Here is a 15,211-nt window from a genome sequence, read left to right as displayed (position 1 = left end):
GATGGCGGACGAAGCGCGTTCGCGACTGGGGCGAGGTCTTGCAAGTCTGATCGGCGATGTCGGCGGCGAAGCCGCCCACGTCGATCGGCCGCGCGCGCAGCGCAAGGTGCCGATCGAATTCCTGAAAGCCAATCCGCGCAACCCGCGCAAGGAATTTGCCGACGCCGAGCTGAAGGAGCTCGCTGACTCGATCAAGCAGCACGGCGTCATTCAGCCGATCGTGGTGCGGCCGGTGCGCGGCGCGCAGGATCGTTTCGAGATCATCGCCGGCGAACGCCGTTGGCGCGCGTCGCAGATCGCGGGCCTGCACGAGGTTCCGATCGTGCCGGTCGATGTCAGCGATTCGGACGCGCTCGAGATCGCGATTGTCGAGAACGTGCAACGCGAAGACCTCAACGCGATGGAAGAGGCGCAGGGCTATCATGCGCTCGCCAACGAATTCAAACGCAGCCAGGAAGACATTGCCCGCATCGTCGGCAAGAGTCGCAGCCACGTCGCAAACACCATGCGGCTGACGAAACTGCCGGCCGAGGTGCAGGCCTATATCGCGCTCGGTCAATTGTCCGCGGGCCATGCCCGCGCGCTGATCGGCGTGCCCGATCCGCTCGCCGCCGCCAAGCGGATCGTCGAAGAAGGTCTCAACGTGCGTCAGGCCGAAGCCCTGGCCCACGAAGAAGGTGTGCCGGAGCGCAAGCCGCAAAAGGCGAGGGGTGGGGGCGGCAAGACGAAAGACCCCAACACGGTGTCGCTGGAGAAAACCGTCAGCGATGCGCTCGGTCTTGCCGTCAGCATCGATCACCGCGATTCCGGCGGCATCGTTCACATCCGCTACCGCGATCTCGATCAGCTCGACGAGGTCGTGAGACGGCTGAGTTCGAAATCCTGAGAAGGGCGGTTAGGCGCGCCGCTTCGCGTTCACGGCAATCGACAACAGCGCGCGCTGCGCAATGACGGCGGCGAGCCCCGCCTGCTTTCGCATCTCGAGCGCGGCCGTGGCCAATTGATCGATGATGGTTGTCAGTCGCGCTGCATCAAAATTGCGAAGCGCCATCTCGACATTGGCTTTCCGTGAAAAATGCAGCCTCGGAAATCCGCCATCCAGCACGGCCGATGCCGGTGTTCCCTCTGATATCGCCAGTGCAGACTTGTGTAGCCACGCCGCCTGGCGCTGGGCTGCCGAGATGATCACGCCGGGATAGGTGCCGGCGACCATGGCCTTGGCGAATTCGGTCTCGACCGCGGCCGGGTTTCCGGCAAAGGCACCGTCGACGATGGGATCGATCTTGAGCTCTGAAGCGTCAGCCACGACCGCCATCACGTCATCGAGCGTCACCTCGCCCTTGCCGTGGGCGTAGAGCGTGAGCTTGCGCAGCTCGTTGCGCGACGCCTGGCGGTCGCCGCCGAGCAGACCCATCAACACCGCGCGCGCGTCGGACGCGATGCGCAAGGCCGACAGCTTGAGTTCGTCGTCGATCAATTTTGCCAGGTCGCGTTCGGTGTCGGGATAGCAGGCGATGGCGACCGCCGTCTTGGCGCGCTCGCAGGCTTTGCGCAGCGGCGACTCAGCCCGCAACTCGCCGGCCTCGATCACGATCCGGCAATCCCTGAGCGGCACCTCCGCCAGCGCGTCGATGCCGCTGGCAAAACTTCGCGAGCCGGCCCTGACGCGAATCGCGCGGCGGCCACCAAACAGCGGGATTGTCAGCGCCTCATCGACCAGCCGGGACGGCTCGGCCGAAAGCTCGTCGCCATCGAGCCTCACCAGCGAGAATGGATCGCTCGGGTCGTCAACCGCGGAGGCCAGCAAGGCTTCGGCGCGTTCGCGAACCAGACCCGCGTCCGGACCATAAAGCAGAATGATCGGACGCGCCGGATCTGGCCGGGCTAGATAGGCATCGATTTCTCTGCCGCGCAGGGCCACCATAACGGGATTAATTTAATACCTGTGATGTCCGGATATGCGTAGCCGCATCGTGCCGAATTGCAAAGGCTATCGAGGAGGCGCCGGCTTTCGCCGCGGGCTGATGAAGTCTCAGGCGCCTGCGAAGAAATAAGAGGCGAGCCGCGTCTGGATGTTTTCGGCGATTTCCTGACTGGCGCGATCCTCGGCATCGTGGAATGCGCGGGCGCGGGCATAGCGCTGGAAGGTGCCGGGGACGTCGTAGGAGACACGCGACGCGGTGGTTCCGGTCATCACCGATTTATTGGTGGCGATGTCGATCAGGTTGAATTGCGCGTTGATGCCGTAATTTTCGCTGGTCGGCAGCCCGGTGTTGGCATCGGTCATCAGCGTCGAACGCGTGGTCTGGATCCTGATCACGAGCCGGTGGGTCGGCGATGTTCCGGTGGCGTTGCCGTAAAGCTTGAATGCCAGGGCATTGCGGATTTCGACCCCAAGCCGCGCCTCGCGCGATGAATTAGGGACATCGAGGGGTGGCAGATCAACGCCCAACAGCTTTTCGCGCAAGCCAGGCGTGCCATCGGTGTGCTCGGCATACATCGGCTGGAAGCAACCAGCGGTCAGTGCCCCCAGGACAGCAACGGCGAAAAGCCTGGCGACGATTCGAATCCTAGCCGACGACATTGACGATCCTCATGGGAACAACAATCACTTTACGCACGGCTTTGTCCCCCAAGGACTGTTTTACCGCATCGAGGGCTAAAACGGCAGCCTCAATTTCCGCATTCTGGGCGGTGCGGGCCACAGTGACCTCGCCCCGCTTCTTGCCGTTGACCTGAACCACCAGGGTGACCGTCGCTTCAACCAGCAAATCTCGTTCGATTTTGGGCCAATTTGCTTCTGAAACCAGACCCGGCTGGCCGAGCACGCCCCAGCACGCCTCGGCCAGATGGGGCATCATCGGCGCGAACAGTTGAACGAGGATCACGGCGGCTTCGCGGATTGCCCAGGTGAGGTCGGGCGAGGGCTGTCCGGGACGGGCCATGACGTCGGCCAGCGCGTTGGAAAATTCGCGGATATGGGCGAGGCACACGTTGAAGTGCAGCCGTTCGATGCCGCTAGAGACTTTGTCGAGGGCTCCATGAGCCGCCTTGCGCAAGGCAGTGGCATCGGCCCCGAAGTAAGCGGGCCTTGCCGCGGGCGCGGCCGTGGTGATCTCGGCGGCTTCGTGCACGAGACGCCACAGCCGTTGCACGAAACGCGAGGCGCCCTGCACACGCTCGTCGCTCCAGATCACGTCGCGGTCGGGCGGAGAGTCCGACAGCATGAACCAGCGCGCGACGTCGGCGCCATAAGTCGCGATGATGTCGTCGGGGTCGACCGTGTTACGCTTCGATTTCGACATCTTCTCGATCGCGCCGATCGCAACCGGCTCGCCGGTCGCGAGCAGCGTCGCTTGCCGATCAGGGCCCGCGCTCTCGACCTTCACCTCTGCCGGCGTGACATAGGAGCCGTCGGCTTTCTGATAGGTCTCGTGCACCACCATGCCCTGGGTGAACATGCCGGCGAACGGTTCATTCATGTCGATATGGCCCGTCGCTTTCATGGCGCGCGTGAAGAAGCGGCTGTAGAGCAGGTGCAGGATCGCGTGCTCGACGCCGCCGATATATTGATCGACCGGCATCATCCGGTTGGCGACCGCGGGCGTCGTCGGCGCCTTTTCGTTCCATGGGTCGGTGAAGCGCGCAAAATACCAGGACGAATCGACGAACGTGTCCATGGTGTCGGTTTCACGCGTGGCCTTGCCGCCGCACTTCGGGCAATTGACGTGCTTCCAGGTCGGGTGGTGGTCGAGCGCGTTGCCCGGTCTGTCAAAAGTCACATCTTCGGGCAGGACCACCGGCAAATCCTTGTCGGGCACCGGCACCACGTCGCATTTCGGGCAATGAATGACCGGGATCGGACAGCCCCAGTAGCGCTGGCGTGAGATGCCCCAGTCGCGCAGGCGGAAATTGACCTGCCGCTCACCGACGGCTGCGTTGCCGCGCACTTCCGTCTCCAGCCGTTTCGCGACCTCTTCCTTGGCTTGATCGATCGTCATGCCGTCGAGGAAGCGCGAATTGATCATGCGGCCATCGCCGTCATAGGCGGTGTCCGTGATCACGAACGTCTTCGGGTCCTGGCCTTGCGGACAAACCACCGGCGTATTGCCGAGATTGTATTTGTTGACGAAGTCGAGGTCGCGCTGGTCGTGCGCGGGACAGCCGAAGATCGCGCCGGTGCCGTATTCCATCAGCACGAAGTTGGCGACATAGACCGGCAGCTTCCAGTTCGGGTCGAATGGATGCACCGCGCGAATGCCGGTATCAAAACCCTGCTTCTCGGCGGTATCGATGACTTCCTGTGCGGTGCCGATCCGTTTGATCTCGGCGATGAACTCGGCGAGCTTTGGATTTTTCGCGGCTGCCGCCTGCGCCAGCGGATGATCGGCCGAAATCGCCATGAACTTGGCGCCGAACAGCGTGTCGGGCCGCGTCGTGAATATCTTCAGTTCGCTCTCGCCGGCCGGCGTCGTCGCCTTGTCGAGCGCAAAGCGGATCAAAAGACCTTCACTGCGTCCGATCCAGTTGTGCTGCATCAGCCGCACTTTTTCCGGCCAGCGGTCGAGCGTGTCGAGGGCGTCGAGCAGTTCCTGCGAGTACTTGGTGATCTTGAAGACCCACTGATTCATCTCGCGCTGTTCGACCATTGCGCCCGAACGCCAGCCGCGGCCGTCGATCACTTGCTCGTTCGCGAGCACGGTCATGTCGACCGGGTCCCAGTTGACCTTGCGCTTCTCGCGTTCGGCGAGCCCCGCACGCAGGAAGTCGTTGAACATCTTCTGCTGGTGCTTGTAGTAGCTGGGATCGCAGGTGGCGAACTCTCTGGACCAGTCGAGTGAGAGCCCAATCGAGCGCAACTGCTTCTTCATCGCGGCGATGTTGTCGTAGGTCCAGGCCTTCGGCGCCACCTTGCGTTCGATCGCAGCGTTTTCCGCCGGAAGGCCAAAAGCGTCCCAGCCCATCGGGTGCAGCACGTTGAATCCCTTGGCGCGCATGAACCGCGCCAGCACGTCGCCGAGCGTATAGTTCCGCACGTGCCCGATATGGATGCGCCCGGACGGGTAGGGGAACATCTCCAGCACGTAGTATTTCGGCCGCGGGTCGTCGTTTTTGGCGGAAAAAATCGCCTTTTCGTCCCATTGGCGCTGCCAATGGGGTTCGGATTCGCGGGCGTTATAGCGTTCGGAGCTCATGGAATCAGTTGGCCTTGGGCCGTCCTTAAAAAGACGGCGGAATAGGCCACAAAAGCAGCTTTCCGGTCAACGGGTCGGACAGGCCAGTCTGCCTACTGATTGTAACCAGGCCGGTAGATTGTAACGGGCTATCCCGGCCAATGTGGTGGATTTGACATTCGCTACAACGTAGCCGCGACTTCTCCCAGCGAATGTCAAATCCGAAACCACACTGGAATCTAATATTTGCTGGTCTCCCTGAGGTTCGGACATTCGTAATAGTGCCAGCCGCGACGGAATAGGAATGTCAGAACCCGGACACCAGCGCGATGTCGCCCGTCTCGCCGGCCTGTGCGAGTCCGTGTTCGGCGACCCGGTTGCGGCCGCTGCGCTTGGCGACATAGAGGCTGGCGTCGGCAGCTTCCAGCAGGTCGTTCGGATTCAGTGCCTCGTTTGGCTTGAGACTGGCGACGCCCACGCTGACGGTGACGATCTGATGGTTCGAGGTCACATGGGGGATGACGAGATCGAGCACGGCCACGCGAACAATCTCGCCGATTTCGAGCGCACGGTCTGCGCCTACGTTCGGCATCAACAGGCAGAATTCCTCGCCGCCGTAGCGAGCGGCGACCCCTGCCGTTGCAAGTGCAATCCGGTTCAGCGTCTCGCCGATCCGCGACAGGCAGGCGTCGCCTTCGGGGTGGCCGTACGTGTCGTTGAACAGCTTGAAATGGTCGACGTCGATCATCAGAAGCGACAATTGACCGCCACCCTGCAGGGCCTTCGCCCATTCGAAATCCAGCCGGCTCTGAAAGCCGCGGCGGTTTGCAAGGCCCGACAGCATGTCGCTCGAAGCGATCACGGTGAGGCGGTCGTTGGACGCGATCAGTTCGCGTTCCCGCTCCGAAAGCTGGCTCGCCATCTTGTCGAACGCGCGGGCGAGCGGCGCGAACTCGGCCGGCAATCGGCTATCGGACGCCCGCGCCGACCACTCGCCGTCGCCGAGACGCCTAGCGACTGCGACAAGCTTGTGGATGGGCCGAATGATGAGTTGCTCCGCTGCAAACAGCGCACCAAGCAGCACCATCAGGCAGACCAGTCCGAGCTGCAGATAGGCGTTGCGAATGTCGAGATTGGTCGCGGCAGCGATCCTCGCTTCGTCGACAATCAGGATCAGGCGCGATTCCGTGCCGAGAATGCGTGAAAAGCGCAACGTCAGCTTGGCGCCATCAGGAGACGCGAACGAAAACGATCCCGTTGACCGCTCCGGATTGATCGCCCGGGTCACCGCCGCCGCAAGCGCCGGGACGCTGCCGAGCGGATGGCCGATCAAGCGGGAGAGATCCGAGGGCGCCGCCATCACGGTTCCCCCACTATCGACCAGAAAGGACATGACGCCGCGACGACCAGAGAGGTCGTTCATGATCTTCGACATCCAGCCGAGATTGATGCTGGCGACGATGACGAGATCCGATTCGGGATTGACCGCGGCGACGGGATAGGCGGCCAGCGCGACTGGTTCATTGTCGTACTTGGACAAGAGGAAATCGCTGAAGATGAGGTCGCGGGCCTGCCGCGCCCGCTTGAAATAGTCGCGGTCGCTGAGGTCGAGCCCGATCAGCGTATCAAGCGTTGCACATTTGATTCGTCCGTCACTGCCCGCGATCGTCAGATTGCGGATCCATGGCAGGCGGACCGGAAGGCTCGCCGACAACGTGTCACAGCTTGCGTCCGCAGTTTGCCTGGAGGCCTGGATGTGAGCGGCCGACTTGAGCACGGTCTCGACCGAAGAGATGGCTTCGCGCTGGCTGTCGGCGCTTTGTTCGGCGATTCGCGAGAATTCGGAATAGGCGAGCGCAATCTGCTTGTTGCGGGTTTCCTCAAGCGAGCGGGCGCGTTCCAGCATCAGCGGTGCCACCAGGATCAGCGCCAGCAATGCGAGCCGCGCGCGGATTCCAAATAGCTTGCCTAAGTCAGTGGTTTTGCGCTTGAAGGCTGAGCTCGACATGGTTCCCTTGTCCCAGCGCACGGTACAGGGGAGGGTTCAAGAAGCCCTGCTCGGATTATATAAAAATGGAACGATCCCCGGATTACCCCGATGTCTTCTGAGCTAACCGAAAATTTACCAAGCGGACTTGCCGCCGTTGAAGAAGCGGTCGCGCGGGCCTGCCGGGAGGCGCGCCGCGATCGGGCATCGCTGACCTTGGTTGCAGTTTCCAAGACGTTCGCTGCCGATGCGATTGCCCCGGTGATTAAGGCGGGCCAACGCGTATTCGGTGAAAACCGCGTCCAGGAAGCCAAGGCCAAGTGGCCAGAGTTAATGTCGGCTTACGGCGGCCTCTCGCTGCATCTGATCGGTCCATTGCAATCCAACAAGACCAGGGAAGCGGTCGCGTTGTTCGATGCGATCCATTCGGTCGATCGCCCGAGCCTCTGCGAAGCGCTGGCCAAGGAGTTCCGTACCCAGACCCGGCGGCCGCAACTGTTCGTTCAGCTCAACACTGGCGAGGAGCCGCAAAAGGCTGGCGTCGCGCCCGCCGACGCTGACGGCTTCATTGCCGACTGCCGTGAGAAATATGGTCTTCCGATTTCGGGCTTGATGTGCATCCCGCCGGTCAATGAGGCGCCGGCGCCGCACTTCGCACTGACCGCCAAAATCGCTGCGCGCAACGGCTTGAAGAATTTGTCGATGGGCATGAGCGCCGACTTCGCCGTCGCGATCCAGATGGGCGCGACCCACATCCGCGTGGGATCTGCGATTTTCGGGCATCGAGGTTAGCTGAAACCTACCGACACTTTGCCGAGCACGCCGAAATCGGCGGCGAACACGTCGCCGGCCTGGATCGGCAGCGGCGTGCAACAGGTTCCTGTCGTAATCACCTCGCCTTCCCGGAGCGTGATTCCGAGTGCGCGCAATTCGTTGACGCACCAGGCAAGCGCCACGCGGGGATCGCCGAGCACGTTCTTGCCATGGCCAACGTGTTTTTCGCCGCGCAAGCTGACAACCGGCCGCTCCTCGACCAGATCGCGGCTGCGCCAATCGGCTGATGTCGCGTCGCCCAGCACAAAGAGATGCGCACAGGCATTGTCGGCGATCAACTGGGCTTCGCCGGCGCTGACGAAATCGGCGAAACGCGAATCGGGGATTTCGATCGCCGGATGCAGCGCGCCGACGGCGCCGAGGACGTCCTGCACGGAATAGGGGTTTGGCCGCGGCGGTAGATCGCGGGCGAAACGGAAAGCGAATTCGGCCTCGCCGACCCGCATCTCGTTGCCTTTCATCGAAGCCGTGCCGCCGTCCGCGATGACCTTTTCGGTAAAGATGCGCCCTGCCAGCGGACCGGCGACGTTGATGTGCCTTTGTCCGGCGACGCTCGTCGCGGCGATCTTCCAGCCGAACAACGCGCGATGTGGATCCTTGCCGAGCGCCGCCTGGATCGCATAGCCCTCGAGGCGATCCTTCGGCCGGATCGAGGCCTCGAGCTGTTCCAGCTTGGTGCCGGCGCGCCAATGGTCGTTCAGCGTCTTAGCCGCTCGCGCGATCTTGTCATTGTCGAGCATGCTGCTGCCTCCCCTACCCGATGATGATCTTGGTACCCGGTCCGATCTGCCGCAACAGATGCAGCATGGCCGCCTTTGTCATCGAAACGCATCCTGCGGTGGGCGAAAAGTTCGGCCGCGCCAGATGAAGAAACACCGCGCTGCCGCGGCCGGCGATCCGCGGCTTCGTGTTGTGATCGATCTCGATGATGAAATCATAGAGATGGTCATCACGCATCAGCCGGTCGCCGCCATCGTCGCGGCCAAGCTTCACCGGCCGATTGTAATGACGGCTTGAGGGATCTTCGCACCAGGCGTCGTCGGGACGGATGGCGCGAACGGTCAGGAAAGTTTGCGGCCTCGGCGTGCGGTCGGCGCGCCACCACAAACGTCGCGGCCGGAACGTCCCTTTCGGGGTTCCGCCATCGCCCTCGCGCTTGTTGGCGATGATTCCCCCTCTCCCAAGCGCCACCGGGATCGCGTGCAGGCCGGCTATGAGCCAGCCGCGGCACGGGTTGTTGGCAGCAGCATTGACGCGGATCGAATCAAGCGGCCGGTCGCGCTTTATTTTCCGGTAAGTATCTGAAAAACGGGAATTATCCATAGGCGTGGAGAGTCTCCAGATCAGCTACCATGGGACAATTCGCCCGCGCCGCATTACAGGACATTCATCTAAAGAGGCGCGAATCCTGAGGTAGATTGCCTTTCGGCTTGTGAATTCGTAACAGCCACATACCTCATGACGTAAGTCTTGACGTCCCCCGTTTGACCCATACGACCCGGCCCGTTCCCCTCGGGCCCGCGCCGACGCCCTCATAAGGACTGTACCCATGGCCAATGCCCGCAAGATCCTGATCGTAGATGACGATACCGATCTGCGCGATACGCTGGTGGAGCAATTGTCGCTACACGACGAATTCGAGGCTTCCGCCGTCGACACCGGCGCCAAGGGCGCCACTGCCGCCAAGACCGATGCCCCGGATCTGGTGCTGATGGATGTCGGACTGCCCGATACCGATGGCCGTGAAGTCGTGCGTTCCCTGCGCAAGGGCGGCTTCAAGGCGCCGATCATCATGCTGACTGGTCATGACACCGATTCGGATACCATCCTGGGACTGGAATCCGGCGCCAATGACTATGTCGCCAAGCCGTTCCGTTTCGCGGTGCTGCTGGCGCGCATTCGCGCCCAGCTCCGCCAGCACGAAGCCAGCGAAGACGCCGTGTTTTCGGTCGGCCCCTACAGCTTCCGGCCGGGCTCCAAGATGCTGACGGGCGCCAACGCCAAAAAGGTGCGGCTCACGGAAAAGGAGACCGCCATCCTCCGCTTCCTGTATCGTGCCGGCCAGGCGCCGGTCTCGCGCGAGACGCTGTTGCAGGAAGTCTGGGGCTACAACTCGGGCGTCACCACGCACACGCTGGAAACCCATATCTATCGCCTGCGCCAGAAGATCGAAAAAGACGCCGCCAATCCGGAAATCCTGGTGACGGAGGCCGGTGGCTACAAGCTGGTGCCGTGATACGGTCCAGCTAACGATTCGTCGCGCAACTGGTCTTTCATGTCGATCGAGGATGATGTTGCCCTGCTGGAGCGTGTCCCGACCCTTCGCGTATTGGGGACGGCGTCGCTGCGAATGCTGGCCATCGGCTCCGAACAGAAGAGCTGCGCGCGCAATTCCGCCCTCTTCCATGCCGGCGAAGATGCCGACGCTGGTTTCGTCGTTCAGCGCGGCAGCTTTCGCATCGAGGACGGCGGCGCCTCGGTCGTCGCCGGTCCCGGTGCATTGATTGGGGAACTGGCGCTGATCAACGCGATGAGGCGGCCTTCAACTGCGATCGCGCTGGAAGATTCGTCCGTGATCCGTGTCGCGCGCAGCCTGTTTCAGCGCGTGCTCGAAAGCGATCCTGCGGCGGCACGCCGGCTGCGCGACGAATTCGCCCGGCGCACAAGCCAGATCGCCAGCGACATTCTCGTGGCGAGCGGCAAACTCAGCACCTGAGACGCATCAAATCTCCAGCGTGACCGTCACCGGAACGTGGTCGGACGGCCGCTCCCAGCCGCGGGCGTCGCGCGCAATGCGGAAATCGCTGACCTTTTCTTTTAGCGCGCGCGAGACCCAGATGTGATCGAGCCTCCGGCCTCGGTCGCCGACCGTCCAGTCCGCTGCGCGATAACTCCACCAGGTGTAGACCTTTTCTGACAACGCAATGCGGTCGCGCGCGACATCGATCCACTCGCCCTGGCTTTGCGCCGCCAGCAGCTTCTCGCACTCGATCGGCGTATGCGAAACAATCTTCAGGAGCTGCTTGTGCGACCAGACGTCGTTTTCGTGCGGCGCCACGTTGAGATCGCCGACCAGGACGTGATGATCCTCGCGGCGTGGATGCAGCGGCTCGCAGGATTTCATCTCGTCGAGAAAACGAAGCTTGTGGTCGAATTTCGGATTGAGCGCGGGATCCGGAATGTCGCCGCCGGCAGGCACATAGAAATTATGCAGCACCAGTGGCTTGGTGAGCTGTGCGCGCTCGCCGAACTCGACCGAGATGTGACGCGAGTCGAGCTTGTCGCAGAAGGTGCGGATATCGGTCTTCTCGAACGGCAGTCGCGAGATCACCGCGACGCCGTGATAACCCTTCTGGCCGTTCAGCGCGATATGCTCGTAGCCGAGCCGCTTGAAGCGCTTGAGCGGAAAGGCGTCGTCGATGCACTTGGTTTCCTGCAAGCACAGGACGTCAGGCCTCACCGACTTGATGAATTTGGCGACGAGGTTGATGCGCAAGCGCACCGAATTGATATTCCAGGTTGTCAGGGAAAGACGCATGCGCCCAGAGATGACGCATGTCTCCATCCGCCAATCAAGGATGAATTTCCAGATTGTCGCAGGGAATAGTGGATTGTTCGATTCAATCCGGTTGAAAGATCAGCCGGGCGGAAAGGTCTTCTCTGAAAAGTCGATCTTGAACATGCCTGGATCGATCTTCCTGGACGTATCCAGATTGTAGACGGCGACCGTGGTGTCGTAGCCCTGCGGATCGGTCACTGTCCATTGCTTGAGCTGGCCGTCCTTGGCGCCGACCATCAGCATCAGGCGGCTCGTGCCCGTCAGCAGCTGCCGTTCCTCGATGGTGATGCTGACATACATGTCGTCCGCGGTCACGCTGACAACATTGGTGTCCTTCATCAGGTCGATACGGTCCGACAGCAGATACCGTAGCGGCGTCTGCGACAGCGGGTAGAGGTCCTGGGTCGAGAGACTGCTGTTGCGGACCGCCACCATCGATCCGTCCGCGACGATCGCGATCGGATTTGGCGCGTCATATTCGAAGCGCACCTTGCCCGGCTTCTGGATGAAGAACTGGCCCTTGGTCTTGGTGCCGTCGGGCCCGACCTGGACGAAGTTTCCGATCAGCGTCTGGAGCGACGACAGATAATTGCTGACCTTGGCGGCCTGCGCCTTTTGCTTGTCGTCGAAGGTCGCAAACAGACTGAGCGGCAGATTGCGATGCGGATCGGGAATGAATGGGGTGGGCGGCGTTTGCATGGCGCCTGTCGTGGACGGCCCCCTCGAGCCGTCCGGTGCGCCGTCGCGGCCCTTTGGTGCGGACTTCGGAACTGGAACGCTCTGCGGCGGGATCGGCTGGGCGATCGCCGTCGTCGAGACGACGCCAACAGATGAGGCGGTCGCAAAAAAAGCCAAAGCGACCTGAGCGAGAGCAACGCCCCTGAAGGGGAGAGGGAATCGTTTGGCCATTCGAATTTTCTGATTTTCGATCAACGCATCGTCCCCTAGTGGTCCGATTCTAACATCGGCATCTCGGTCCGGCTCACACTGTTGCAAATGTTAGAATCAAAGGACCACTAGCAAATATGGTTTTCTAGTGGAGTTTAGGATTTGACATTCGCATTACGCATTCCGGGCGACAGGGTAGCGAATGCCAAATCCACTCCACTGGTTGGTCGCCCTTTTATCCTGCTTCGCATCAGGGCGATATCGCTTTTCCGTGAAAATAATCCAGCAATTGGTGGGATTTAGAGGGGCGTAAGTCGGCGACTAAAAGCCGCCCTCTTCCTCGGGGACCAGAATCTCGCGTTTGCCTGCATGATTGGCCTGTCCGACGATACCCTCGAGTTCCATTCGCTCCATCAGGGATGCCGCACGATTGTAGCCAATTTGCAGCCGGCGCTGAATATAACTGGTCGAGGCCTTGCGATCGCGTTTGACGATCGCAACCGCCTGGGCGAACAGGTCGCCGCCGCCATCTGATCCCATGCCGGTGGCATCGAATACCGCTCCGTCTTCCTCGGAGGGCTCTTCGGCCGTAACCGCCTCGAGATATTCGGGCGAGCCTTGCGTCTTGAGGTGACGCACCACTTTCTCGACTTCTTCGTCCGACGCGAAGGGACCGTGCACGCGGCTGATGCGTCCGCCGCCTGCCATATAAAGCATGTCGCCCTGGCCGAGCAGTTGCTCGGCGCCCATTTCGCCCAGGATGGTGCGGCTGTCGATCTTCGACGTCACCTGGAATGCGATACGGGTCGGGAAGTTCGCCTTGATCGTGCCGGTGATCACGTCGACCGACGGACGCTGCGTCGCGAGGATCACATGCAGCCCCGCGGCGCGCGCCATCTGGGCAAGGCGCTGCACCGCGCCTTCGATGTCCTTGCCGGCGACCATCATCAGGTCGGCCATTTCGTCGACGATGATGACGATATAGGGCAACGGATCGAGGTCGAGCTTTTCTTCCTCGTAAATCGCCTTGCCGGTTTCCTTGTCGAAGCCGGTGTGCACCGTGCGCGTGAGCTCTTCGCCCTTGGCCCTGGCTTCGACGAGGCGCGCATTGTAGCCGTCGATATTGCGCACCCCTAACTTGGCCATCCGCTTGTAGCGTTCTTCCATTTCGCGCACCGCCCATTTCAGCGCGACAACGGCTTTCTTGGGATCGGTGACGACCGGCGTCAAAAGATGCGGGATGCCGTCATAGACGGAGAGCTCGAGCATCTTGGGATCGACCATGATCAGCCGGCATTGATCGGGCCGCAGCCGGTACACGAGGCTCAGGATCATGGTGTTGATCGCGACCGATTTGCCGGAGCCGGTGGTGCCGGCGATCAGCATGTGCGGCGTCTTGGCGAGATCGATAATGACGGGATCGCCGCCGATGGTCTTGCCGAGGCAGAGCGGCAGCTTGGCGATGGACTCGGTCGCTTCCTTCGCGACGAGCAGTTCGCGCAGGTAAACCTTCTCGCGATGCGAGTTCGGCAATTCGATGCCGATGGCGTTGCGGCCGGGCACGACAGCGACACGCGCCGAGAGCGCGCTCATCGAGCGGGCGATATCGTCGGCGAGGCCAATCACGCGCGACGACTTGATGCCGGGCGCCGGTTCGAGCTCGTACAGCGTGACGACCGGTCCGGGATTGGCTTTCGCGATTTCGCCGCGCACGCCGAAGTCTTGCAGCACGCTTTCAAGCCGGCGCGAATTGGCTTCCAGCTCCGTCTTGGACAGCGGCCGACGATCGGTCGCCTTGGGCGCTGCGAGCAACGACATCTCCGGGAAATCCCATTTTTCGGATCGCCTCGAAGGCGCCTTGGGAGCGGCCTTCTTGCGCGGCGCACGGGCGGCCGGCTCTTCCTCGTCCCCTTCTTCCTCCTCTTCCTCGTCCTCGTCTTCGGCTTCATCCTGAGGAGCGAGCGAGGGAGCGCCGCGGCCGCCAAGGTTTGGCTCATGGCGATCGAACGAAGTGGTGCGCGGAGCGTGGGCGCTCGAGACCAGCCAGCGATAGGCCGCAACCAATCCCCAGGACAGCCTTGCCCTCAAGCTCATCAAAGCGTGCACCATCCATCCGAGCGAGATCGAGCCGCCGTCGTCGTCGCCGGTGATGTCGTCGTCGTCTTCTTCGATATCGGCTGGGTCTTCGTCCCTCGCCTGCGAGCCAACGCCGCTGGCGATGTAGAAGGTTGCAAGCGTCGCTGCGCCGAGGATGATTCCAAGTACAAGGCTGTAAAAGAAGCCGGGCGGCCCGAAGACGACGGCGGGCGCGCGCACCAGCGCGTCGCCGACGACACCGCCAAGCCCGGTTGGCAGCGGCCACCTGCCGCCATGCGGCCAGCAGCTGGCAAATCCCGCAGCCGCACACGTGCACAGGATCCAGCAGCCGAGCCGCAACGCCTCGCGGTCGAAGGCGCGGTGGGTCATCATGCGCCAGCCCCAGACCGCAATCGGGAGGATCAGCATGATCGCGCCGAGACCCAGAATCTGCATCAGGAAGTCGGCGCCAATCGCGCCGACATAGCCGGCAACGTTGTGGATTGGACGCGAGGTGGCGTGGCTGAGACTCGGGTCCTGCACCGACCACGTCATGAGGGCAGCTGCCGCGCCTGCGGCGAGCACCAGCAAGCCGAGACCTGCGAGCTCACGCAAGCGGCGGACCAGCGCCTCGCGGATCGCGACCGGCAACTGGTTGACAAGAGGAATGACACGTTCGATCGCCGGCATGAT

General features: G+C 62.1%; 13 protein-coding genes. 4 read left to right on the top strand and 9 right to left on the bottom strand.

The features are described from left to right. Window position 1: 1 nt before the first annotated feature. Window positions 2-886: a ParB/RepB/Spo0J family partition protein gene (locus VFB05_RS18615; RefSeq protein ID WP_325014719.1), complete on the top strand. Its 885-nt coding sequence runs from the start codon at window positions 2-4 to the stop codon at window positions 884-886. Window positions 887-895: 9 nt separating this feature from the next. Here VFB05_RS18615 and holA read toward each other — a convergent pair whose 3' ends face one another. The 4 genes from holA to VFB05_RS18595 form a co-directional block, all read right to left on the bottom strand. Beyond that, the gene (gene holA, locus VFB05_RS18610) at window positions 896-1,924 is read right to left on the bottom strand and encodes a DNA polymerase III subunit delta (protein ID WP_325014717.1); all 1,029 of its coding nucleotides are present in this window, start codon (window positions 1,922-1,924) and stop codon (window positions 896-898) included. 108 nt (window positions 1,925-2,032) lie between these two features. Beyond that, window positions 2,033-2,584, bottom strand: coding sequence for an LPS assembly lipoprotein LptE (lptE, locus tag VFB05_RS18605; protein ID WP_325014715.1), 552 nt, complete (start codon window positions 2,582-2,584; stop codon window positions 2,033-2,035). Further along, window positions 2,571-5,195, bottom strand: a complete 2,625-nt coding sequence (leuS, locus tag VFB05_RS18600; protein ID WP_325014713.1) for a leucine--tRNA ligase — start codon at window positions 5,193-5,195, stop codon at window positions 2,571-2,573. Before leuS ends, lptE begins: the two co-directional genes overlap by 14 nt. A 286-nt stretch (window positions 5,196-5,481) precedes the next feature. After that, window positions 5,482-7,182 (bottom strand): diguanylate cyclase domain-containing protein, encoded by a 1,701-nt coding sequence (locus VFB05_RS18595; RefSeq protein ID WP_325014710.1) that lies wholly within the window; start codon window positions 7,180-7,182, stop codon window positions 5,482-5,484. A gap of 90 nt (window positions 7,183-7,272) precedes the next feature. Here VFB05_RS18595 and VFB05_RS18590 point away from each other — a divergent pair, with 90 nt between their 5' ends. Beyond that, entirely contained in the window at window positions 7,273-7,953 is a 681-nt protein-coding gene (locus VFB05_RS18590) for a YggS family pyridoxal phosphate-dependent enzyme (RefSeq protein ID WP_325014708.1), read from the top strand. On the opposite strand, the gene VFB05_RS18585 is transcribed toward VFB05_RS18590, so the two are convergent. Next, complete coding sequence (locus VFB05_RS18585; RefSeq protein ID WP_325014706.1) at window positions 7,950-8,735, bottom strand: hydratase; 786 nt, start codon at window positions 8,733-8,735, stop codon at window positions 7,950-7,952. The genes VFB05_RS18590 and VFB05_RS18585 overlap by 4 nt on opposite strands. Window positions 8,736-8,748: 13 nt before the next feature. Then, window positions 8,749-9,318 carry a L,D-transpeptidase family protein gene (locus VFB05_RS18580; protein WP_325014704.1) on the bottom strand — a complete coding sequence of 190 codons (570 nt, stop codon included), beginning with the start codon at window positions 9,316-9,318 and terminating at the stop codon, window positions 8,749-8,751. 226 nt (window positions 9,319-9,544) lie between these two features. Between VFB05_RS18580 and VFB05_RS18575 the strand changes: the two genes are divergently transcribed. Both VFB05_RS18575 and VFB05_RS18570 read left to right on the top strand, forming a co-directional pair. Continuing rightward, window positions 9,545-10,231: a response regulator transcription factor gene (locus VFB05_RS18575; protein WP_298106660.1), complete on the top strand. Its 687-nt coding sequence runs from the start codon at window positions 9,545-9,547 to the stop codon at window positions 10,229-10,231. Window positions 10,232-10,270: 39 nt separating this feature from the next. Continuing rightward, window positions 10,271-10,711: a cyclic nucleotide-binding domain-containing protein gene (locus VFB05_RS18570; RefSeq protein ID WP_325014698.1), complete on the top strand. Its 441-nt coding sequence runs from the start codon at window positions 10,271-10,273 to the stop codon at window positions 10,709-10,711. 6 nt (window positions 10,712-10,717) lie between these two features. On the opposite strand, the gene VFB05_RS18565 is transcribed toward VFB05_RS18570, so the two are convergent. The 3 genes from VFB05_RS18565 to VFB05_RS18555 form a co-directional block, all read right to left on the bottom strand. Further along, window positions 10,718-11,533, bottom strand: a complete 816-nt coding sequence (locus VFB05_RS18565) for an exodeoxyribonuclease III (protein WP_325014696.1) — start codon at window positions 11,531-11,533, stop codon at window positions 10,718-10,720. A 99-nt stretch (window positions 11,534-11,632) separates the two neighbouring features. Then, window positions 11,633-12,463: an outer membrane lipoprotein carrier protein LolA gene (locus VFB05_RS18560; RefSeq protein ID WP_325014694.1), complete on the bottom strand. Its 831-nt coding sequence runs from the start codon at window positions 12,461-12,463 to the stop codon at window positions 11,633-11,635. 300 nt (window positions 12,464-12,763) lie between these two features. Continuing rightward, window positions 12,764-15,208 (bottom strand): DNA translocase FtsK, encoded by a 2,445-nt coding sequence (locus tag VFB05_RS18555; protein ID WP_325014692.1) that lies wholly within the window; start codon window positions 15,206-15,208, stop codon window positions 12,764-12,766. Between the last annotated feature and the right edge of the window lie 3 nt (window positions 15,209-15,211).

The sequence above is a fragment of the Bradyrhizobium sp. genome (assembly GCF_035652035.1).
In the GTDB taxonomy this organism is placed as follows: domain Bacteria; phylum Pseudomonadota; class Alphaproteobacteria; order Rhizobiales; family Xanthobacteraceae; genus Bradyrhizobium.
This window is presented reverse-complemented; position numbering and strand designations above follow the sequence as displayed.

What these genes read in the sequence shown, in the direction of transcription:
- VFB05_RS18615 (WP_325014719.1), top strand. Translation starts at nt 2, where the DNA reads ATGGCGGACGAAGCGCGTTCGCGACTGGGGCGAGGTCTTGCAAGTCTG.
- holA (WP_325014717.1), bottom strand. Translation starts at nt 1,924, where the DNA reads ATGGTGGCCCTGCGCGGCAGAGAAATCGATGCCTATCTAGCCCGGCCA.
- lptE (WP_325014715.1), bottom strand. Translation starts at nt 2,584, where the DNA reads ATGTCGTCGGCTAGGATTCGAATCGTCGCCAGGCTTTTCGCCGTTGCT.
- leuS (WP_325014713.1), bottom strand. Translation starts at nt 5,195, where the DNA reads ATGAGCTCCGAACGCTATAACGCCCGCGAATCCGAACCCCATTGGCAG.
- VFB05_RS18595 (WP_325014710.1), bottom strand. Translation starts at nt 7,182, where the DNA reads ATGTCGAGCTCAGCCTTCAAGCGCAAAACCACTGACTTAGGCAAGCTA.
- VFB05_RS18590 (WP_325014708.1), top strand. Translation starts at nt 7,273, where the DNA reads ATGTCTTCTGAGCTAACCGAAAATTTACCAAGCGGACTTGCCGCCGTT.
- VFB05_RS18585 (WP_325014706.1), bottom strand. Translation starts at nt 8,735, where the DNA reads ATGCTCGACAATGACAAGATCGCGCGAGCGGCTAAGACGCTGAACGAC.
- VFB05_RS18580 (WP_325014704.1), bottom strand. Translation starts at nt 9,318, where the DNA reads ATGGATAATTCCCGTTTTTCAGATACTTACCGGAAAATAAAGCGCGAC.
- VFB05_RS18575 (WP_298106660.1), top strand. Translation starts at nt 9,545, where the DNA reads ATGGCCAATGCCCGCAAGATCCTGATCGTAGATGACGATACCGATCTG.
- VFB05_RS18570 (WP_325014698.1), top strand. Translation starts at nt 10,271, where the DNA reads ATGTCGATCGAGGATGATGTTGCCCTGCTGGAGCGTGTCCCGACCCTT.
- VFB05_RS18565 (WP_325014696.1), bottom strand. Translation starts at nt 11,533, where the DNA reads ATGCGTCTTTCCCTGACAACCTGGAATATCAATTCGGTGCGCTTGCGC.
- VFB05_RS18560 (WP_325014694.1), bottom strand. Translation starts at nt 12,463, where the DNA reads ATGGCCAAACGATTCCCTCTCCCCTTCAGGGGCGTTGCTCTCGCTCAG.
- VFB05_RS18555 (WP_325014692.1), bottom strand. Translation starts at nt 15,208, where the DNA reads ATGCCGGCGATCGAACGTGTCATTCCTCTTGTCAACCAGTTGCCGGTC.